This window comes from Bradyrhizobium sp. USDA 4341 (assembly GCF_054063755.1).
Window position 1 is genome coordinate 9,678,976 of sequence record NZ_JBSSGO010000002.1, and the last position, 20,915, is coordinate 9,699,890.

The following is a 20,915-nucleotide window of genomic DNA, read 5'->3' on the forward strand; positions in this document are numbered from 1 at the left end:
TCGCTTTGAATTGGGGCGATTCAAGCCAATTGTGGCGCTGATCGCATTGATAAAAAAAGTCGCGCTCGATAACCGAAAGAGACAGTTCGTCGCACGGTGGTTTCGCGAACGGACTTGCTTTTCTGGGGGCGTGCAAGAAATGAGCAATGTGAAGGCGCCGAGATCGCTGCGCTTCGATGCGGTGATCGGTTCGGCTGATGATACCGGTTATTCCGCCACGAAGGTCTCCGCTGTCGCGAGCCTGATCGCGGTGGCCTCGTTTTCGGGGGCTGAAGCGCAGCAATCCAGCTTGCCGCCGGTGAACGTCGATGCCCCGGTCGCGCGCCCGCGGCCCGTCACGTCAAAGCCCACCTCGGACCAGGTCCGCGCCCGCAACGCGCTGCGCCGCGCCGCGCGCCGCAGCAATCAGCAGGCCCAGCAGGCGCCGGTGCCGTTTCCCAACGCCGGCGGTCTTCCCGCTGACCGCGACCGCTATGCGGATCCGGCCGCGCCGTACAAGGGCGACCGTTTGCAGGCATCGGGAAAGTATCCCGAGCCGATCCTGAACACGCCGAAGTCGGTCACGGTGCTGACCAAGGACGTGCTCGAAGACAAGAACGCCACCTCGCTGAAATCGGCGATCCTGTCGACGGCCGGTGTCACGCTCGGCACGGGCGAGGGCGGCAACGCGTTCGGCGACCGCTTCTTCATCCGCGGCTTCGATGCGCGCAACGATATCTTCATCGACGGCGTACGCGACGCTGGCGTCAGCGTCCGCGAGAACTTCTTCACCGAGCAGGTCGAGATCCTGCGCGGCCCCGGCTCGTCCTTTGCAGGCCGCGGCACCACCGGCGGCGCGATCAACATCGTCACCAAGCAGGCGACGACGGAGAACAGCTTCTACAATATGGACACCTCGTTCGGCACCGATCGCACCAAGCGGGTGACGCTCGATGTCAACCAGGTGATCAGCCCGACGCTGGCGATCCGCGCCGGCGGCCTGTTCCAGGATGCCGGCGTCGCCGGCCGCAGCTATGTCACCGACAATCGCGACGGCGCGTTCGTGGCTGGAACGTGGAAGCCGGTCGATGCGGTGAAGATCAGCGGCAACTACATCCACACCGAACTCACCGGTATCCCGGATTTCGGCGTGCCGTATTACCGGCCGAGCACTGCGACCACGGCCGGCGGTCCGTTCCCGGACTTCGGCGTCAACCGCAACAACTTCTACGGCTTCGTCAATCGCGACTTCTTCAGGACCGGGCAGGACATCGGCACGATCAATGCCGAGGTGCAGATCACGCCGGACCTGACGATCAGCAACAAGATCCGGGAATCGCGCTCGACCCAGAACTACATCGGCACGCTGCCGGAATCGCCGACGCTGGCCGCCGGCGCTCCGTTCACGAGCTATACGCTCACAACCAACCCGCAAAGCCGCTACCAGGTCACCGACGTGTTCGCCAACCAGACCGAGGCGACCTATAAGTCGGTCGACGGTCTTGGGTTCAAGCACACCACGACGGCCGGCGTCGAATACGACAACGAGCGGTCCTCGATCGACAGCTACACCGGCCTGGCCTCCGAGATCACGACCGGCACATCGTCCTTCACGGGGGGCGGCTCGCTCTCCGGCGTCAGTGTCTTCAACCCGGTCAACACAAATCAGCCGTTCGGAATCCCCTCGCTCATGGGACGACCGACCAAGATCGGTATCGACACCGTGAGCGGATACGTGATGGATTCCGCCAATTACAACGACTTCGTCATCCTCAATGGCGGCGTCCGTTACGACGACTACAAGATCAACACGTCCGCGTTCGCGACGAATGGCACGCTCGGTCAGCAGTCGGCCGAATTCGGGATGCCGAACTTCAACCTTGGTCTCACGCTGAAGCCGCTGCCGAACGGCAGCGTCTATGCGGCGTACGCGACCTCGTCCAACCCTGTCGGCGCCGAGTTCGACGGCACCAGCACCGCCTATGGCGGCATCAATCCGGTTCTCAACGGCGGCAACACCCAGATCTTCGGGCCGGAGAAGAACAAGGCGATCGAGGTCGGCACCAAGTGGGAGCTGTTCGACCGCCATCTTCTGGTGACGGCGGCGTTGTTCCAGACCGAGAAGGAAAACGCCCGCGAAGCGCAGAATGTCAGCAGCAACTCCGCTGCGGCGGCGCTTGGCTGTACCTATAACCCGCCGGCCGGATCGACCGCGGTATCCTGCATCACGGCGGGCGCCGCTTATCGCATCCGCGGTATCGATCTCGGCGTCGGCGGCAAGATCACCGACAAATGGAGCGTGTTCGGCGGCCTCGTGCTGATGCAGTCGGAAGTGACGAAGTCGATGGCACCGCCGGCCAACACGATCCTGTATTCGAGCAACGTCGGACTGCCGCTCGCCAACGTCGCGCATCAGTCCTTCAGCATGTTGACGAAGTATCAGCTCACCGACATGTGGGAGCTGGGCGGGCAGGCGGTGTATCGCTCGAAGGTCTATGGCGGCACGCTGCTCGCGGCCAACCAGGGCACGTCGATTCCGAGCTATTGGCGCTTCGACGCCTTTGCCGAGGCCAAGATCGACAAGCACTGGACCATGAAGCTGTTCGTCAACAACATCTTCGACAAGCGCTACTACGACGCGCTGTACCAGAGCGCGGCACCGTTCGTGCTGGAAGCGCCGGGACGCGCTGCGTATCTGGTTGTGTCTGCGCGTTACTGACGGAGGCTTCGCGGCACAAGATGCTGGTCTGTATTCCCGACGTATTGAGCAAGGCTGATGTGGCGGACTTTCGCCGCATCATGGATGCCAGCGATTGGGAGGACGGCCGCTCGACCGCGGGGGCTGCGTCCGCGATGGTCAAGCGCAACGAGCAGCTGCCGCCCGACAGCGAGGTCGCGCGGCAGCTCGGGGATCGGATACTGTCGGCGCTGTCGGCAAGCCCGCGCTTCATCTCGGCGGCGATCCCGCTTAGAATCTTTCCACCCTTGTTCAACCGCTATGCCGCCAGCGACGGGCACCATTTCGGCCTGCATGTCGATAATGCGGTGCGGGGCGACAGGCTGACGGGCTTGCGGATCCGCACCGATCTGTCGGTCACGCTGTTTTTATCGGAGCCGGAAGAGTATGATGGCGGCGAGCTCGTCATCGAGGACCTCTACGGATCCCATGAAATCAAGCTGCCGGCAGGCGATCTCGTCGTTTATCCTGCTTCCAGCTTGCATCTGGTCACGCCGGTCACGCGAGGGACCCGGGTAGCGTCTTTTTTCTGGCTGCAGAGCATGGTACGGGATGCCCACGCGCGCAGCCTGATCTTTGATCTCGATACTGCGATCCAGGCTCTGGTGGAGCGGCTGGGCCGCGATGACCCTGAAACGGTCAAATTGACCGGGATTTATCACAACCTGATCCGCCACTGGGCTGAAGTGTAACTGATGATGACATTCAAGTTCCCCGCTGCATCCGCCGTGATCGCCTCGCTGGCGATGCTGATGCTGGCCGCGCCGTCTTCGGCGCAGCAGCAAACGGCGCCTGCCGCGCAGCCCGTGACCCGGGCCCAGTCCGCACCCGTGGCCCAGCCGCCGGCTGCCGCTCCTGCTGCGACTGCCCAGACTGCGCCGATGGCCCAGCCGTCGCCAGCAGCGGCGCAGGCCCAGGCCGCGCCGGCACTTGTCGCTCCGGCACCGACGGCGCTCGATGCGTCGCCGGCCGCGCCCGCGAACGGCGACGGCAAGGTGCTGAAGTCGACCAGCACCGGCCTGCACGAATTGTCGCCGTGGAACATGTTCCTCAACGCCGACATCATCGTGAAGGCGGTGATGCTCGGTCTCGCTTTCGCCTCGCTGGTGACCTGGACCGTGTTCATCGCCAAGATGGTCGAGCTGACCGTGGCGCAGAGCAAGCTGCGCGGCGCGCTCGCCAAGATCGCTGAATCGCGGTCGCTGGCGGAAGCGCAGTTCGCACTTGGCGCCAAGGGCAGCGTGCTGTCGTCGTTCATTGCGGCTGCGATGCGCGAGGGGCGCCTGTCGGCGGGCATCTCCAGCGACGCCGGCATCAAGGAGCGCGCGGCGTCGAGCTTTGCCGAGATCGTGCGCGCCGAAGCCCGCAAGATCCGCGTCGGCATGGGGCTGCTCGCGACCATCGGCGCGACGTCGCCCTTCGTCGGCCTGTTCGGCACCGTCTGGGGCATCATGAACAGCTTCATCGGCATTTCGAAGTCGCAGACGACGAACCTTGCCGTGGTGGCGCCCGGCATCGCGGAAGCGCTGCTCGCAACCGCGATCGGCCTCGTCGCGGCGATCCCCGCTGTCATCATCTACAACCATTTCTCGCGCGTCACGAAGGTCTACCTCGAGCTCGTCAACCGCGCCTCGGGCGCGGCGGGACGGCTCCTGTCGCGCGATCTCGATCGCACCCATGGCGACGTTCCGCGCGCCGCGGCGGCGGAGTAGGCGATGGCGGTCTCGATCTCCGAGAACGACGACGACGACGATTTCGCGGAATCCCACGAGATCAACGTCACGCCGTTCATCGACGTGATGCTGGTGCTACTGATCATCTTCATGGTGGCGGCGCCGCTCTCGACCGTCGACCTGCCGATCGATCTGCCGACCTCCAGCGCGACGCCGCAGAAGAAGCCGGACAAGCCGACCTATCTCAGCATCAAGCCCGACCTGACGCTGGCGATCGGCGAGAACGCGGTGAAGCGGGCCGACCTGGTCAATTCGCTCGATGCGGTGCCGGACATGAGCAGGGACAAATACGTGTTCCTGCGGGCTGATCGCATGGTGCCCTATGGCGAGCTGATGGGCGTGATGGAGCTGCTGCGCGCCGGCGGCTACACGCATGTCAAGCTGGTCACGCTCGAGGGCCTGCCTGGAGCGCCCGCGGCGGCGCAGGCCGAACCGGCCAAACCCTGACGGCGAACACCGATGTCCACCAACCCTGATCTTGACCTGCGGACGTCGAAGCGGCTCTGGGTGATCGCCGCGGTGACGGCGGTCGGGCTGCATCTGGGCGGCGCGGCGCTGGCGCTGACGAATTTGCGCGGCGACGACGGTGACGAGGGGCTCGGTGCTGCCGGCGCGGAATACGCCGTCGAGCTTACCTCTCCTGACGTGCCCGATGATGCAGCACCGCCCGGCGCGCCGGCCGACGAGCAGCAGGCCGTGCAGGAGATGGCGCAGCAGAAGGCAGAGGTGAAGGACACCGACCTGCCTCAGGCCAAGCCGATGGAGGCCGACGACCCCGATCGCATCGTGACGGAGGACACCGCCAAGAAGCAGAAGGAGGACGAGGCCAAGGTCGCCAAGGTCGAGACCAACGCGCAGGAGGCGCAGCAGGCTTCAGAAGCGGCCGCGCCAACCAAGCTGGAGGACGCGCGTCAGTCGGAGACGACGAAGGCGCCCAACCCCGGGATCGGTAAGGACAAGCTCGCGCTGACGGCCAAATGGGGCAAGAAGATCAGCGCCTATCTCGACTTGCACAAGAAGTTCCCGGAGAACGTCAAGGCCAAGGAGGGCAAGGTGAAGCTTGCCCTGGTGCTCAATCGTCTCGGCAAGGTCTTGTCCGTTGCGGTGATGGAAACGTCGGGAGACGCCGCGTTCGACGACGCCGCGGTCTCGATGGTCCACCGTTCCGATCCGGTGCCCGCGCCGCCGGCCGGACTGACCGAGGACCAGTTCTCCTTCACTCTCCCCGTCACCTTCAACAAGCCGAAGTCGTAGCGAGCCGAGGCTCGATCAGGAGCCGGCGTCATTCCAGGGCGCGACGAAGTCGCGAGCCCGGAATCCATTTCGCTGTCGAATGTGCTGCCAGCCGATTCCGGGCGCTCGTCTCGCGAGGCCCGGAATGATGTCGTCTCAGCTCTTCTTCACCAGCGGGCAGACGCTCTTCTCGAGCGGCAGCCAGGCCTCATCCGCGGGGATGGTGGCGACCGGCTTGTAGTAGTCCCACGGATACTTTGACTCCGACGGCTTCTTCACCTCGAACAGATAGGCGGGGTGGATCTTGCGGCCGTCGATCCGGATCGAACCCTTGCCGAACAGCGGATCGTCGGTCGGCAGCTCCTTCATCTTGGCGACGACGGCGCGGCCGTCATGCGGATTGCCGCCGAGCGCTTCCAATGCCTTGAAATAGTGGATCAGCGACGAATAGACACCGGCCTGCACCATGGTCGGTGGGTTCTTCTTGAAGCGCTCCATGAAGCGCCTGGTGAAGGCGCGGGTCTGATCGTTCATGTCCCAGTAGAAAGTCTCGGTGAAGTTCAGGCCCTGGGCGACGTTGAGGCCGAGCGCGTTGATGTCGGTAATGAACAGCAGCATGCCCGCAAGCCTCTGGCCGCCCGAGACGATACCGAATTCGGCGGCCTGCTTGATTGCGTTGGTGGTGTCGCCGCCGGCATTGGCAAGACCGACGATCTTGGCTTTCGAGCTTTGCGCCTGCAGCAGGAAGGACGAGAAGTCTGCGTTGTTGAGCGGGTGCTTGACGCTGCCGAGCACCTTGCCGCCATTCGCAGTGACGACCGCTGAGGTGTCTCGCTCGAGTGCCTGGCCGAATGCATAGTCCGCGGTGAGGAAGAACCAGCTGTCGCCGCCGGATTTCACCAGCGCTTTGCCGGTGCCGTTGGCGAGCATGTAGGTGTCGTAGACCCAGTGCACCGTGTTCGGTGAGCACTGCGCGCCCGTGAGGTCGGACGAGGCGGAGCCCGAGTTGAGGTTGACGACGTTCTTCTCCTTGGCGAGATTGGCAATCGCGAGCCCGACATTGGAGGCCGCGAGATCGACGAACACGTCGACCTTCTCGACATCGATCCACTGCTTGCCGATGTTGACTGCGACGTCGGGCTTGTTCTGGTGATCGGCCGAGATCAGGTCGATCTTCCATCCCTTCGCCAGCAGCCCGGAATCCTCGATCGCCATCTGCGCCGCCACTGTCGAGCCGGGACCACCGATGTCCTGATAGAGACCGGACTGATCGCCGAGGGCGCCGACCTTGGCGACCTTGTCCATCGTCTGCGCCGACGCGCTGCCGGCGAACACGAGGCTCGTGGTCATCACCAGGGCTGTCTTGACCGAGGCTGCAATGGAACGCTTCATCTTCCCTCCAGTATGATTTTTGTTCTTGAGTTCCTCATTATGCCCGGCATCGGGCGTATCGCCTAGGGCACGGGCGCGATCGATCGCGCGCGATATTCCACGCTGCGGCGATTGAGCGGCCAGTGACGCGCGACGGGACGCCGCAGCGTGCGCGCGTCGACGACGAAAGCGAGGGATGGCTTGCAGCGAGGAGCGCGCTATTTCCAGTAGTAGCGGATCGCGACGTAGACCACGACGAGGCAGGCGAAGATCAGCGCTACCGGCATCGGACGCTTGGCGTTCGGGGTAGCGGCGGCCGTCTTCTTGGCGGGCAGGCGGCGGAACGCGGTGACGTTGCCGGTGTCGGCGGCCGGTTCGCGCGAGCGTGCCGGAACCTCGGGTGCTTTGCCGGCGCCGCCCATCTCCGCATAGTAGGTGCGGTACATCTCCTGGATCGTCGCCTCGCTGGCCTCGCCGTCGCTCATCTGGTCCAGCAGCCTCTTGTGGATGGCCAGGAAATTCTGCGCCTCCGGCGGCAGGGCGGAGGCGCCGTTCAGCTTCGCCATCATCTTCCAGGTTGCAAAGTCAGCCCGCGCGCGGGTGTCGGCGCGTCGTGCAATCAGCATATCGGCAGCTTTGATCACCATGGCCTCGAAGCGTTCCCGTCCCTGCGCGTGAGTAGGAAGATTGGGTTCCGATGTTGCGATCGGGTCATCCGCAAATCAAGGCTATGTGTTTCCGGTAATGAGGAGAAGGGCGTTGATTACATAGCCGGTCAGAGTTCGCAGTATCGTTGAAATAACATCAAGATTTAGGCCGATCTGGCGGCCGATCACGGGCAGCAGGATCAACAGCCCGATCAGGATCAGCATGCCGTAGGGCTCCAGCCGGGCGAGCGGGACCGCCAGCGGCCGCGGCAGCAGCCCGACCGCGACCCGGCCGCCATCCAGCGGCGGGATCGGCATCATGTTGAAGATCGCGAGCACGATGTTGATCAGGAAGGCGTTTTTCAGATTATCCGCGGTCCATTTTGCCGCATCTGCGGGAACCAATGGCAGCGCGTGGAATGCCAGCGCCGCCGCGGTCGCCAGGATGATGTTGGTGACCGGGCCGGCCAGCGCCACCCACACCATGTCGAGCTTGGGATGGTTGAGCTTGCGGAAGTTCACCGGCACCGGCTTGGCGTAGCCGAACAGGAACGGCGAATGCGCGAACAGCAGCACCGCGGGCAGGATCAGCGTGCCGAACGGATCGATGTGCATCAGCGGATTGAAACTGGCGCGGCCGAGCTTCCATGCAGTGTCGTCGCCGAGCCTGTGCGCGACGAAGCCGTGCGCCGCCTCGTGGAACGTGATGGCGATCACCAGTGGCAGCACCCAGACGGAGACGTCGTAAAGGGAAATGTTCAATGCGCGCCGCCTCGGGTTCGCTGGGACCGGACCCTCAGGCTAGCACGGATTCGCTGACGGCCTTGCGGGGGCGTGGCCGCGGGTCAGTGTGTGTCCGGCGCGACCACGCGGGCGCGTTGCGGCTGGGTCGTCGCGATCCAGATGCCGGCGAAGACGGTGACGATGCCGGCCATCAGATTCCAGCTCAGCGGCTCGCCAAGCAAGGCTGCGCCGACCAGCGAGGCGGCGATCGGATTGACAGTGACGGAGATCGCCACCCGGGTCGGCGTGGTCCGCTCCAGCGCGAAGGCCCAGAGATAGAAGGTGAGCGCTGCGCCGAAGGCGCCGAGATAGGTCGCGCCGAACCATTGCGGCGCACCGAACTCGGCAACCGGCGCGAAACTGCCGCGCAGCAGCGAGGCGGCAATGAGCACCATCGCCCCGGCCGTCATGGCGAGGGTGGTGAAGGGGATCGGACCGGAACGGCGAATGAAGGGTTTCGACCAGATGCTGTAGAGCGCCATGCAGAGCGCCGCTGCGACCATCAACAGGTCACCGCGCCAGGCGCCCGGAGGCGCCGTGGCAAGGCCGGAAAGCAGCGCCATCGAGACACCTAGGATGGTGATCAGCACGCCTGTGGTCTTTCGCGCGGTGAGCGGCTCGGCGCCGAGCGCGGCGCCGACGAGCATGGTCAGCAGCGGCAGCGTCGAAAGCGCAAGCGCGCCGCGCGCGGCAGTGGTGAAAATCAGCGAGGCGTTGAACAGGATCGGAAACGCCGCAAAGAACAAGAGGCCGAGGCCGGCGACACCAAGCCAGTCGCGCCGCGGCGGCCAGCTTCCACGTTGCAGCAGCGCCAGCGGCAGGAGCAGCAGGACGCCGATGCCGAAGCGGAACGCGCCGATCGCCAGCGGATCGATCGCGCCGACCAGAAACCGCGTCGCCCCGATCGAGGTTCCGCCGAGCGCACTCGACGCCACTGCGGCCAACACCCCCCAGATCTCGCCCATCCCGCTTCGACCCCTCTGTTTTGCTTGCGCAATCTAGGGAAGGGCCGATAATCAGTGAATGGAATAAATTTGATCGACTAAATCACGGATTCTGATGAGTTCGCCCGTCCTGGACCCGGATCTCCTGCAGGCCATCGCTCCTTCACCCGCGCCGCTTCGGCGCTGAACCGGACCCAATCGGCCGTCAGCATGCAGGTGAAGCGGCTGGAGAAACGGCTGCAGGCCGAGCTGTTTCACCGCAGCACGTCCAGTGTCGATCTGAGCGCGGCCGGTGAAGGGCTGCTCGGTTACGCCCGCCGCATTCTGAGCCTCAATGCGGAGGCTGTCGGCCGGGTGCGCGCGCACGGCACCGGCGGGGCGGGTGCGCCTTGGCGTGATGGACGATTACGGGACGCTGATCGTCCCGCCGCTGCTTAAGGATTTTGTCGCCAACTATCCGCTGATCCATGTCGAGATGGAGACCGGGCTGACATCGTCGATGACGGACCGGCTCGGCGAAGCCTATGACCTGGTGATCGCCATGCACCCCGAAGGGCGCGGCGAGGGCGAGTTGCTGCGCACCGAGCAGGCGGTGTGGGCCGCGAGCGCCACGCATCGTGTCGAGGAGCTCGATCCGCTGCCGGTTGCGCTCTACCCGCAGGGCTGTCTGTTCCGGAGCTGGGCGATGCAGGCGCTGGATGAAGCGAGCCGGCCGTGGCGGCTCGCCTTTGTCAGCCACAGCCTGTCCGCGGTCGAGGCGATCGCGGCACAGGGCCTCGCCGTGACGGTCGTGAAGTCGGGGACCTTTCCGCCGTCGTTGCGCCGCCTGACCGCGCGCGATGGCATGCCGCGGCTGCCGCGCGCGGAGATCCGTCTGCACCGCGCGCCGAATCTTGCGCGCGCGGCGTCATTGCTCGCAGATCATCTCGTCGCAGCGCTGCGACAACCCGCCAAGCGGGGCGCGGCAGCTTCGGTTCTGGTTGAATCAGAACCGAAGCTTTAGCTTCTTATTTTGACGCGTTTTCTTCACGCGAACCGGCGTCCACTTCGCTCGAAAACGCTCTAGTACGTCGCCCGGCCGCCGGAGATGTCGAACACGGCGCCGGTCGAGAACGCGCAATCCTCCGACGCCAGCCACGCCACCATCGAAGCGAGTTCCTCGACCTGGACGAACCGGGCTTTTGGAATCTTCGACAGCATGAAGTCGATGTGCGCTTGCGTCATCTGGTCGAAGATCGCGGTCTTCGCCGCGGCCGGCGTCACCGCGTTGACCAGGATGTCGTGCTGCGCGAGCTCCTTGCCGAGCGATTTGGTGAGCGCGATCAGGCCGGCCTTCGACGAAGAATAATGCGCGGCGTTCGGGTTGCCTTCCTTGCCGGCGATCGAGGCGATGTTGACGATGCGGCCGTATTTCTGGCCGATCATGGTAGGCACGATCGCTTTGCAGCAGATGAAGGGACCCTCGAGATTGATGCGCATCACCCTGCGCCAGTCGTCGAGATCGGTTTCCCAAACCGGCTTGTTGGCTCCGGTGATACCGGCGTTGTTGACGAGAATGTCGATCTTGCCGAACGCCCGCAGCGTCTGATCGCGCGCGGCGTCGACCGCGGCGGGATCGGTGACGTCAGTCTTGATGGCGATCACGTTCTCGCCGATCGCCCTGGCGGTTTTCTCTGCCAGCGGCTGGTCGAAATCCCAGATCGCGACCCTGGCGCCGGATGCGACGAAGCGCTCGGTAATGGCCCGGCCGAACCCCTGCGCGCCGCCGGTGACGACGGCGCAGCGGCCGTTGAGATCGATCTTGTTCATGCCAAATGCCTTTGATCGGGGAACGTCAGAGCATGAAGCCGCCGTCGACGACCATATCGACGCCGGTGGTGAATGCGGCTTCATCGCTCGCAAGATAGACCGCCATCGCCGCGATCTCCTCGGCGGTGCCGAGCCGGCCCATTTTCTGGCGGGCGACGAACTTCTCGCGTCCGTCCGGCCCTGCGGCGGCTGCGCGCTCCAGCATCGAGGGCGTCTCAACGGTGCCGGGGCAGATCGCGTTGCAGCGGATGCCCTGGGTGATGAAGTCGAGCGCAACCGCGCGCGTGAGCAGCGAAACCGCCGCCTTCGACGCGCTGTAGACGTAGCGATTGGCCGGCGGCCGCAACGCCGCGCAGGACGAAATGTTGACGATGCTGCCGCCGCCGCCTTCCAGCATCGCCGGCAGAAACGCCTTGATGGTCCGGTGCATGGACTTGACGTTGAGGTCGAACGAGAAGTCGAAGTCCTCGTCCGAGCACTCCAGAATGGTGCCGTGATGCACGAAGCCCGCCGCATTGAGCAGGATGTCGATCTTGCCGACGCGCTTGGCGAAAGCGTTCACGTCAGCGGTGCTGCGAACGTCTAGCCGGGCGGTTTCGGCGACGCCGTCCTTGCCGAGGTTGGCGATTCCGCTCTCATTGATGTCGGTGGCGATCACGGTCGCGCCTTCTCGCGCGAATGCGATCGCGCATGCGCGCCCGATGCCCGCCGCCGCGGCGGTGACAACGGCGCGCTTTCCCTTCAGTCTGTCTGACATGGAAGTCTCCTCGAAGTTCTGATTGAATTTGCTGCCGCCGTCATTGCGAGGAGCAAAGCGACGAAGCAATCCATACTTCCGCGGCGGGGAAATGGATTGCTTCGCTGCGCTCGCAATGACGATGCGGAGCTAGTGATTGTCCCGCGCCACGCCGACCCTGCCGGCGATGTCGTGGTAGCGTGTCGCGAGCTCGAGGCAGGCGCCGGTCGCGTGCTGGCCGACGGTTTGCCGGTAAAGCTCCTGCCACGGCGTCTGGTTGGCCGGGTGCGGGAAACCGCCCTTGGCCTTCAGCTCGGCGCGGCGGGTGCGCAGCTCATCCTCCGAGATCATGATGTTGGCGCTGCCCTTGTTGAGGTCGATGCGCACCTTGTCGCCGGTCTTGAGGATCGCGAGCCCACCATCGGCCGCCGCTTCCGGCGAGGCGTTGAGGATCGACGGCGAGCCCGAGGTGCCGGACTGCCTTCCGTCGCCGATGCAGGGCAGGGACAGGATGCCGCGTTTGATGAGCGCCGCCGGTGGCTGCATGTTCACGACCTCGGCGCCGCCGGGATAGCCGATCGGGCCGGTGCCGCGAACGAACAGCACGCAGTGCTCGTCGATGTCGAGCGCGGGATCCTCGATCCGCGCGTGATAGTCCTCCGGGCCCTCGAACACGATGGCGCGGCCCTCGAAGGCGTTGAGGTCCTTCGGGTTGGACAGATAGCGGTCGCGGAATTCCTTCGAGATCACGCTGGTCTTCATGATCGCGGAATCGAAGAGATTGCCGCGCAAGACCAGGAAGCCGGCGTCCTTCACCAGCGGCTTGTCGTAGCCGCAGATCACGTCGCCGTCGGGCGTCGGCGCTTCCTTGCAGTTCTCGCCCATGGTGCGGCCGTTGACGGTGAGGGCGCCTTCATGGATGCGCTTGTGCTTGATCAGCTCGCGCACCACCGACGGTACGCCGCCGGCGCGGTGATATTCCTCGCCGAGATAGAAGCCGGCCGGCTGCATGTTCACCAGCAGCGGCACGTCATGGCCGTATTTCTGCCAGTCGTCGATCGACAGCTCGACGCCGACATGGCGCGCCAGCGCATTGATGTGGATCGGCGCATTGGTCGAGCCGCCGATCGCGGAGTTGACCACGATGCAGTTCTCGAACGCCTCGCGGGTCAGGAAGTCCGACGGCTTCAAATCTTCCCAGACCATGTCGACGATGCGTTTTCCGGTCTCGTAGGCGATCTGGCCGCGCTCGCGATAAGGTGCCGGGATCGCCGCGCAGCCCGGCAGCGAGAAGCCGAGTGCCTCGGCGAGCGAGTTCATGGTGGAGGCGGTGCCCATCGTGTTGCAATGGCCGACCGAGGGCGCCGAAGAGGCCACGATCTCGATGAACTGCTCATAGTCGATCTCGCCCGCGGCGAGGCGCTCGCGCGCCTTCCACACCACGGTGCCGGAGCCGGTGCGCTGGCCTTCGTGCCAGCCGTTCAGCATCGGGCCGCCCGACAGCACGATCGCCGGCAGGTTGACGGTCGCCGCCGCCATCATGCAGGCCGGGGTGGTCTTGTCGCAGCCGGTGGTCAGCACCACGCCATCAAGCGGATAGCCAAACAGGATCTCGACCAGACCGAGATAGGCGAGATTGCGGTCGAGCGCCGCGGTCGGGCGCTTGCCGGTCTCCTGGATCGGGTGGGTCGGAAACTCCATCGCGATGCCGCCGGCGGCGCGGATGCCCTCGCGGACGCGGTGCGCGAGCTCGAGGTGGTGCCTGTTGCAGGGCGACAGGTCGTTGCCGGTCTGGGCGATGCCGATGATCGGCTTGCCCGACTGCAATTCCTCGCGAGTCAGGCCGTAGTTCAGGTAGCGCTCCAGATAGAGCGCGGTCATGCCCGGATTGTGCGGGTTGTCGAACCATTCCTGGGAGCGGAGCCTGCGGCCCTTGCCCGTCTTGGTCTCGCCTGCGGCGCTATGCCCGTTGGTGTGGGGTTTTGTCATTGGTTTCTCCCGCAATGCAAACTCTTGATGGGCCCATTCAAGGGCTCTGGTTCAACGTTGTTCTACCTTGCGCAAATCGTCGCGCATTACAAACCTCGACGATCACGCACAGGTGTTTCACTGGATGGATTGGACCTTAGTTCAAGGCGTTTGGTTGCGCTATCATTTTGTCATCTTTTGCGTCCCTTGTGACGGGCTGGTGTCGGGCGGATGTCAGCTGCGCCGCGCCGAGCTCTGCCGTTCCATGACACTGAAGCCGAGATCGACGATGGGCTCGGCGGGCCGGCGTCCTTCGAGCGTTTCGATCACCATCATGGCAGCGTTTCTGCCCATTTCGTAGCGATTGGTGCGCACGCTGCTCAGCGTCGGCTCGCTCGATGCCATGAATTCGAGGTCATTGAAGCCGACGATCGCCATCTGCTCCGGCACCGCCATGTGACGGCGCTTGCATTCGAACAGCGCGCCGAGCGCCAGGTCGTCATTGACGCAGAACACCGCGTCGATGTCGGGCGTCTTGGCGAGCAGGTCAGCAAACAGCGTCCCACCCAATGTCACCGAGGTTGGAATCGCCGTCGTGACAATGAGCTGCGGATCGAACAGCCCGGCCTCGGTCATCGCGGCGCGATAGCCGTCAAGCCGCCGCTGCACCCGCGGATCCATTCGCGCGCCGAGGAAGCCGATCCGCCGGTTGCCCTGCGCGAGAAGATGGGCGATTGCGGCTTTTGCCGCGTCAAAATGCGAGAATCCGATCATCATGTCGATCGGGGAGGGACCGACCTCCATGATTTGCACGATCGGGCAATCGACCGTTTCCATGATGCGGCGGGAATCGGCGGTCTGGTTGATGCCGGTGATGATCAGCCCGGCCGGCTTCTGTGCCAGAAAAAGACGCAGCAGGCGCTCTTCCTGCAGGATGCTGTAGCGGGTGTTGGCGAGCTGAATGCTGTAGCGGCTGCCGTCGAGCGCGTCATAGATGCCGCGCAGCACGTCGGCGAACACGTTGTTGGTCAGCGACGGGATCAGGACACCGATCACCTCGGTGCGCTGCGACGCAAGCGCGCGTGCCGCGAGATTGGGCACGTAACCGAGTTCTTTTGCCGCACTTTCGACCCGGGCGCGCTTGCCGGCCGAGAGCGCATCCGGATTCCTGAAGAAACGTGAGGCCGTAATCGGACTGACGCCGGCGAGCTTCGCGACTTCGGCGAGCCGGATCTTGCCTGGCGTGATGTGCTTTCGGGCCATTTTGCCGCTCATATCACGACGTTCGTCGCAGACAAACCGATATTGACAGCGCTACCAAGCGATTGCTAATCGAACGATTGCCAAAACCGGATAAACTGCGGACAATAACGCAAGTCCAACAGAGCCGCGCACCCAGCGTGGCCGGAACAAAACAGAGCGGTGGCGGCACTCGTCGTACGCCGTCGGGAACTTGAGGGAGGGAAGTGGATGTCGTCGGTCCAGATTCGCGACGTGCGGAAGTCGTTCGGCAATTTTGAAGTCCTGCACGGCGTGTCGATCCCGATCGAGGACGGCGAGTTCGTCGTTCTGGTCGGCCCCTCCGGCTGCGGCAAGTCGACCCTGCTGCGCATGCTGGCCGGACTTGAGAACATCACCTCTGGAACGATCTCGATCGGCGACCGCGTCGTCAACAATGTCCAGCCCAAAGAGCGCGACATTGCGATGGTGTTCCAGAACTACGCGCTCTACCCGCACATGACGGTCGCCGACAATATGGGCTTCTCGCTGAAGCTGCGCGGCGCCAAGCCCGAGGAAATCTCGAGCGGCGTCAAGCGCGCGGCGGAAATCCTCGCGCTGACGCCGCTGCTCGAGCGCTATCCGCGCCAGCTCTCCGGCGGCCAGCGCCAGCGTGTCGCGATGGGCCGCGCCATCGTGCGCGATCCGCAGGTGTTCCTGTTCGACGAGCCGCTGTCGAACCTCGACGCCAAGCTGCGCGTCGCGATGCGCACCGAGATCAAGGAATTGCATCAGCGGCTGAAGACCACGACCGTCTACGTCACCCACGACCAGATCGAGGCCATGACCATGGCCGACAAGATCGTGGTGATGCATGACGGCATCGTCGAGCAGATGGGCTCGCCGCTGGAGCTCTACGACAAGCCGGAGAACCAGTTCGTGGCCGGTTTCATCGGCTCGCCCGCGATGAATTTTCTCAAGGGCAAGGTCAAGGTGAACGGTGCCGCCTATTTCGAGGGACCGAACGGCGTCAAGCTGCCGCTGAAATCTGCGCCGGCCAATTCCGACGGCAAGCCCGCGGTCTACGGCGTGCGGCCCGAGCATTTCACCATCGCCGATGACGGCGCCGAAGCCGAGATCGTGGTGGTCGAGCCGACCGGCTCGGAGACCCAAGTGTTTGCCAAGCTCGGTGGCGAGCAGGTCGTCGCCGTGTTCCGCGAACGCCATCAGTTCAACCCGGGCGACAAGGTCCGGCTCAAGCCGGATCCGGCGCTGGTCCATCTGTTCGACGATTCGACGGGGAAACGACTGAATAGCTGACCGACTGATCGATCTGAATGGCCGACCAACAGGCCGGATCAAAAACAAGAAAAACACAGTCATTTGGGAGGAAGGACGATGCACGATTTTACTCGCCGCTCGCTACTTCAGGGCGGCACCGCGCTGGCCGCAACCGGGATGCTGACCGGGCCGGCGCTGTTTGACTTCGCCAAGGCCTGGGCGCAGAGCGCGCCCTGGAAGGCGGAGCCCGGCGCCAAGCTCACCGTGATGCGCTGGAAGCGCTTCGTGCCCGCGGAAGACGATGCCTTCAATGCCATGGTGGCGGCCTTCAAGGCGGCAACCGGCACCGAAATGAACGTGTTCAGCGAGTCCTTCGAGGACGTGCAGCCGAAAGCCTCGGTCGCCGCCAACACCGGCTCCGGTCTCGACCTCGCCTGGGGCCTGCATACGCTGCCGCAGCTGTTCCCGACCAAGGTTCTCAAGATGAACGACGTTGCCGATTATCTCGGCAAGAAGTACGGCGGCTGGACCGAGGCCGCGGCCAAGACCTGCAAGCAGGGCGATGACTGGCTCGGCATTCCCGTCGCGACCATCGGCGGCTATCTGACCTATCGCAAGTCGGCAGTCGAGAAGGCCGGCTTCAAGCAGGTGCCGTCCGACTTCCCGGCCTATCTCGAACTCTGCAAGGCGCTGAAGGCGAACAACACGCCGGCCGGCTTCGCGCTCGGCCACGCCACCGGCGACGCCAATGCCTGGGTGCACAACATCCTCTGGGGCTTCAACGGCTGGACCGTCGACAAGGACGACAAGGTCATCATCAACTCGCCGGAGACGATGAAGGCGCTGGAGTACGCCAAGGCACTGTCGGATACCTTCATTCCCGGTGTCGCATCCTGGAACGATTCCTCCAACAACAAGGCGTTCCTGTCCGGCGAATTGTACCTGACCTCGAACGGCATCTCGATCTACGTCGCGGCCAAGGACGACCCGAGCAAGAAGGAGCTCGCCGAAGACATCGACCACGCGCTGTGGCCGGTCGGCCCGATCGGCAAGCCGACCGAGCTGCAACTCGCGGTTCCGATCCTCGCCTTCAACTTCTGCAAATATCCGAATGCGGCAAAGGCGTTCATCGCCTTCATGCTGGAGAAGGAGAATTTCGAGAAGTGGCTGTCGGGCGCGCGGGGTTACCTCACCCACACGCTCAACGCCTACGACACCGCGCCGGTCTGGACCGCCGACCCGAAGAACGCGGTGTTCGGCCAGGCCTCGAAGCGCGCGCTGCCGGCCTCCGGCATCGGCACGCCCGGCGAGAAGGCGGCGACCGCGATCGCCGACTTCATCGTGGTCGACATGTTCGCGAACTACTGCACCGGCGCCAAGGACGGCAAGACCGCGATGGCGGAAGCCGAGCGGCAGCTGAAGCGGATCTATCGCTGATGTGATGGCCGCGGGCGGCGGACGACCGCCGCCTGCGCCATCATCGGAATGCCATCACTGGAATATTGCGTGGTCATGCTCAATCCTCTGAGCAATCGGGACATCGCCTATGGCTGACATCGCCCTTGCGCCGCGACGTGCGAAGACCGAAATCCGCGAAGCGACCGCCTGGGATCAGCTGCGCCACAACAAGAACTGGCTCGGCTTCTGGTTCATGGTGCCGGCGATGGCGTTCCTGATCTTCTTCCTGGCCTATCCGCTGGGGCTCGGGATCTGGCTGTCCTTCACCGACACCCGCATCGGCCGCGTCGGTCATTTCATCGGCACCGAGAACTATGAGTGGCTGTGGGATGATTCCATCTTCTGGCTGTCGGTGTTCAACACGCTGCTCTACACCTCCGTCGCGAGCGCGGTGAAATTCGCGGTCGGGCTCTATCTCGCGCTGCTGCTCAACGAGCGCATGCCGTTCAAGGCGCTGCTGCGCGCCGCGGTGCTGATCCCCTTCATCGTGCCGACCGTGCTGTCGGCGCTGGCGTTCTGGTGGATCTTCGATTCGCAGTTCTCGATCATCTCCTGGTCGCTGAAGCATCTCGGCCTGATCACCCAGAACATCAATTTCCTTGGCGACACCACCTGGGCCCGCATCTGCGTGATCTTCGCCAATATCTGGCGCGGCGTGCCGTTCGTCGCGATCACGCTGCTGGCGGGCCTGCAGACCGTGCAGCCCTCGCTCTATGAGGCGGCGACGCTCGACGGCGCCTCGCGCTGGCAGATGTTCCGCTTCATCACCTATCCCTTGCTGACGCCGATCATCGCGGTCGTGATGACGTTCTCGGTGCTGTTCACCTTCACCGATTTCCAGCTGATCTGGGCGATGACCCGCGGCGGCCCGGTTAACGCCACCCATCTGATGGCGACGCTGTCCTACCAGCGCGCGATCATCGCCGGACAATTGGGCGAGGGGGCCGCGATCTCGAGCGCGATGATCCCGTTCCTGCTCGCCGCGATCATGGTGTCCTGGTTCGGCCTGCAGCGCAGGAAGTGGCAGCAGGGAGAAAGCAATGACTGACCTTCCGGCCCCCAAGGTCGATCTCAAGTCCATCCTGTCGACGCCGGCGCGCGTCGACAACAGCGAGGGCATGAGCTATTTGCAGTCGGTGCCGCGGCGGATCGTGACGCTCTACATTCCGCTGTCGATCATCGTCATCATCCTGCTGTTCCCGTTCTATTGGATGGGGCTGACGGCGATCAAGCCGGACGACCAGCTGCTCGACCTCGACAAGTACAATCCGTTCTGGACCTGGAATCCGACCTTCAAGCACATCCACAAGCTGCTGTTCGAGAGCTACTATCCGCACTGGCTCTGGAACACGATGTATGTGGCGATCGGTGCCACAGTGCTGTCGATCATCGCGAGCGTGCTCGCGGCCTATGCGATCGTGCGGCTGCGCTACAAGGGCGCCAACGTCGTCGGCGGCCTGATCTTCCTGGCCTATCTGGTGCCGCCGTCGATCCTGTTCATTCCGCTCGCCACCGTCGTGTTCCAGTACGGCCTGTTCGACTCGCCGATGGCGTTGATCCTGACCTATCCGACGATCCTGATCCCGTTCTCGACCTGGCTTCTGATGGGCTATTTCAAGACCATCCCGTTCGAGCTCGAGGAGTGCGCGCTGATCGACGGCGCCAGCCGCTGGCAGATCCTGATCAAGATCGTGCTGCCGCTTGCCATTCCCGGCCTGATCTCGGCCTTCATCTTCTGCTTCACGCTGTGCTGGAACGAGTTCATCTACGCGCTGACGTTCCTGCAATCGACCCCGAACAAGACCGTGCCGGTCGCCATCGTCAACGAATTCGTTGACGGTGACATCTATCGCTGGGGTTCCCTGATGGCAGGGGCGCTATGCGGCTCGCTGCCGCTGGTTATTCTTTACGCCTTCTTCGTTGAGCATTATGTCTCGGCGATGACGGGTGCCGTGAAGGAATAAGCGCGCAAGGCCCGCAGCTGAATTCGAAGAAGAGAAGAAAAGGAGCAGGGTCGTGCACATTCTGATTCTGGGCGCCGCCGGCATGGTCGGCCGCAAGCTGACCGAGCGTTTGCTGCGCGAGGGCCGCCTCGGCAAGCAGGACATCAGCAGGATGACCTTGCAGGACGTGGTCGCGCCGGCCAAGCCCGCCAACGCCTCGATCCCGGTCAATGTCGTCGCATCCGATTTCGCCGATGGCGGCGCCGCGGCGCCCCTGATCGCCGAGCGCCCGGACGTGATCTTCCATCTCGCTGCAATCGTCTCGGGCGAGGCGGAGGCCGAGTTCGACAAGGGCTACCGGATCAATCTCGACGGCACCCGCTATCTGATCGACGCGATCCGCGCCGTCGGCGGCGGCTACAAGCCGCGGCTGGTGTTCACCTCCTCGATCGCGGTGTTCGGTGCGCCGTTCCCGGAGAAGATCGGCGACGAGTTCTTCCATACGCCGCTGACGAGCTACGGCACGCAGAAGTCGATCTGCGAGCTGCTGATCAACGATTACACCCGCAAAGGCCTGCTCGACGGGATCTCGATCCGCCTGCCGACGATCTGTGTGCGTCCGGGCAAGCCGAACAAGGCGGCGTCCGGCTTCTTCTCCAACATCATCCGCGAGCCGCTGGCGGGCGAGGAGGCGGTGCTGCCGGTGTCGGAGGACGTGCGGCACTGGCACGCCTCGCCGAAATCGGCGGTCGGCTTCCTGGTCCATGCCGGTACCATGGACCTCAATGCGATCGGGCCGCGGCGTAATCTCAGCATGCCCGGGATGTCCGTCACCGTCGGCGAGCAGATTGAGGCGCTGGAACGGGTCGCCGGCAAGAACGTCACCGCGCGGATCAAGCGGGTGCCCGATCCGACCATCATCGGCATCGTCTCGGGCTGGCCGCGCGATTTCGTCACGGACCGCGCGCTGAAGCTCGGCTTCACGACGGCCGAAAAGACGTTCGACGACATCATCCGCATCCACATCGAGGACGAGCTGGGCGGCAAGTTCGCCGCCTAGCTCCGCTCAGGCACG

The 20,915-nt window shown here is 64.1% G+C and carries 20 protein-coding genes; 12 read left to right on the plus strand and 8 right to left on the minus strand.

Annotated features, from left to right (window positions below; genetic code table 11):
• Positions 1 to 139: 139 nt before the first annotated feature.
• The 5 genes from ACVIGB_RS50765 to ACVIGB_RS50785 are packed head-to-tail and all read left to right on the plus strand — an operon-like array spanning position 140 to position 5,703.
• Positions 140 to 2,698 (plus strand): TonB-dependent receptor, encoded by a 2,559-nt coding sequence (locus ACVIGB_RS50765; RefSeq protein ID WP_456723566.1) that lies wholly within the window; start codon positions 140 to 142, stop codon positions 2,696 to 2,698.
• A gap of 20 nt (positions 2,699 to 2,718) precedes the next feature.
• A complete protein-coding gene (locus tag ACVIGB_RS50770) occupies positions 2,719 to 3,408 on the plus strand; it encodes a Fe2+-dependent dioxygenase (RefSeq protein ID WP_456723565.1) in 690 nt (229 codons plus the stop codon).
• A 3-nt stretch (positions 3,409 to 3,411) separates the two neighbouring features.
• Positions 3,412 to 4,428 carry a tonB-system energizer ExbB gene (gene exbB / locus ACVIGB_RS50775; RefSeq protein ID WP_456723564.1) on the plus strand — a complete coding sequence of 339 codons (1,017 nt, stop codon included), beginning with the start codon at positions 3,412 to 3,414 and terminating at the stop codon, positions 4,426 to 4,428.
• Between the two features lie 3 nt (positions 4,429 to 4,431).
• Positions 4,432 to 4,896: a TonB system transport protein ExbD gene (gene exbD / locus ACVIGB_RS50780; protein ID WP_456723563.1), complete on the plus strand. Its 465-nt coding sequence runs from the start codon at positions 4,432 to 4,434 to the stop codon at positions 4,894 to 4,896.
• A gap of 12 nt (positions 4,897 to 4,908) precedes the next feature.
• Positions 4,909 to 5,703, plus strand: coding sequence for an energy transducer TonB family protein (locus ACVIGB_RS50785; RefSeq protein ID WP_456723562.1), 795 nt, complete (start codon positions 4,909 to 4,911; stop codon positions 5,701 to 5,703).
• Between the two features lie 135 nt (positions 5,704 to 5,838).
• On the opposite strand, the gene ACVIGB_RS50790 is transcribed toward ACVIGB_RS50785, so the two are convergent.
• The 4 genes from ACVIGB_RS50790 to ACVIGB_RS50805 form a co-directional block, all read right to left on the minus strand.
• Entirely contained in the window at positions 5,839 to 7,074 is a 1,236-nt protein-coding gene (locus ACVIGB_RS50790) for an ABC transporter substrate-binding protein (RefSeq protein ID WP_456723561.1), read from the minus strand.
• A gap of 197 nt (positions 7,075 to 7,271) precedes the next feature.
• Positions 7,272 to 7,679 (minus strand): hypothetical protein, encoded by a 408-nt coding sequence (locus ACVIGB_RS50795; protein WP_171948153.1) that lies wholly within the window; start codon positions 7,677 to 7,679, stop codon positions 7,272 to 7,274.
• 102 nt (positions 7,680 to 7,781) lie between these two features.
• Positions 7,782 to 8,462 (minus strand): site-2 protease family protein, encoded by a 681-nt coding sequence (locus tag ACVIGB_RS50800; RefSeq protein WP_456723560.1) that lies wholly within the window; start codon positions 8,460 to 8,462, stop codon positions 7,782 to 7,784.
• Between the two features lie 83 nt (positions 8,463 to 8,545).
• The gene (locus ACVIGB_RS50805) at positions 8,546 to 9,448 is read right to left on the minus strand and encodes a DMT family transporter (protein WP_456723559.1); all 903 of its coding nucleotides are present in this window, start codon (positions 9,446 to 9,448) and stop codon (positions 8,546 to 8,548) included.
• Positions 9,449 to 9,637: 189 nt separating this feature from the next.
• Between ACVIGB_RS50805 and ACVIGB_RS50810 the strand changes: the two genes are divergently transcribed.
• Positions 9,638 to 9,865, plus strand: coding sequence for a LysR family transcriptional regulator (locus tag ACVIGB_RS50810; RefSeq protein WP_456749364.1), 228 nt, complete (start codon positions 9,638 to 9,640; stop codon positions 9,863 to 9,865).
• Positions 9,825 to 10,430: a LysR substrate-binding domain-containing protein gene (locus ACVIGB_RS50815; protein WP_456749417.1), complete on the plus strand. Its 606-nt coding sequence runs from the start codon at positions 9,825 to 9,827 to the stop codon at positions 10,428 to 10,430. Before ACVIGB_RS50810 ends, ACVIGB_RS50815 begins: the two co-directional genes overlap by 41 nt.
• Positions 10,431 to 10,489: 59 nt before the next feature.
• Here ACVIGB_RS50815 and ACVIGB_RS50820 read toward each other — a convergent pair whose 3' ends face one another.
• From ACVIGB_RS50820 to gntR, 4 genes are all read right to left on the minus strand, one after another.
• Positions 10,490 to 11,236: an SDR family NAD(P)-dependent oxidoreductase gene (locus tag ACVIGB_RS50820; protein WP_456723557.1), complete on the minus strand. Its 747-nt coding sequence runs from the start codon at positions 11,234 to 11,236 to the stop codon at positions 10,490 to 10,492.
• A gap of 25 nt (positions 11,237 to 11,261) precedes the next feature.
• Positions 11,262 to 11,993 carry an SDR family oxidoreductase gene (locus ACVIGB_RS50825; RefSeq protein ID WP_456723556.1) on the minus strand — a complete coding sequence of 244 codons (732 nt, stop codon included), beginning with the start codon at positions 11,991 to 11,993 and terminating at the stop codon, positions 11,262 to 11,264.
• Between the two features lie 129 nt (positions 11,994 to 12,122).
• Entirely contained in the window at positions 12,123 to 13,961 is a 1,839-nt protein-coding gene (locus ACVIGB_RS50830) for an IlvD/Edd family dehydratase (RefSeq protein ID WP_456723555.1), read from the minus strand.
• 213 nt (positions 13,962 to 14,174) lie between these two features.
• Positions 14,175 to 15,203, minus strand: a complete 1,029-nt coding sequence (gene gntR, locus ACVIGB_RS50835) for an HTH-type transcriptional regulator GntR (RefSeq protein WP_092113038.1) — start codon at positions 15,201 to 15,203, stop codon at positions 14,175 to 14,177.
• Between the two features lie 207 nt (positions 15,204 to 15,410).
• Between gntR and ACVIGB_RS50840 the strand changes: the two genes are divergently transcribed.
• From ACVIGB_RS50840 to denD, 5 genes are all read left to right on the plus strand, one after another.
• A complete protein-coding gene (locus ACVIGB_RS50840) occupies positions 15,411 to 16,478 on the plus strand; it encodes an ABC transporter ATP-binding protein (protein ID WP_092113040.1) in 1,068 nt (355 codons plus the stop codon).
• Between the two features lie 78 nt (positions 16,479 to 16,556).
• A complete protein-coding gene (locus tag ACVIGB_RS50845; protein ID WP_456656299.1) occupies positions 16,557 to 17,876 on the plus strand; it encodes an ABC transporter substrate-binding protein in 1,320 nt (439 codons plus the stop codon).
• 109 nt (positions 17,877 to 17,985) lie between these two features.
• Positions 17,986 to 18,945, plus strand: coding sequence for a carbohydrate ABC transporter permease (locus ACVIGB_RS50850; RefSeq protein ID WP_212315055.1), 960 nt, complete (start codon positions 17,986 to 17,988; stop codon positions 18,943 to 18,945).
• On the plus strand, positions 18,938 to 19,861 hold the full coding sequence (locus ACVIGB_RS50855) for a carbohydrate ABC transporter permease (protein ID WP_092113049.1): 924 nt from the start codon (positions 18,938 to 18,940) through the stop codon (positions 19,859 to 19,861). The genes ACVIGB_RS50850 and ACVIGB_RS50855 overlap by 8 nt, the downstream gene beginning before the upstream one ends.
• 52 nt (positions 19,862 to 19,913) lie before the next feature.
• Positions 19,914 to 20,900, plus strand: coding sequence for a D-erythronate dehydrogenase (gene denD / locus ACVIGB_RS50860; RefSeq protein WP_456723554.1), 987 nt, complete (start codon positions 19,914 to 19,916; stop codon positions 20,898 to 20,900).
• Positions 20,901 to 20,915 lie beyond the last annotated feature (15 nt).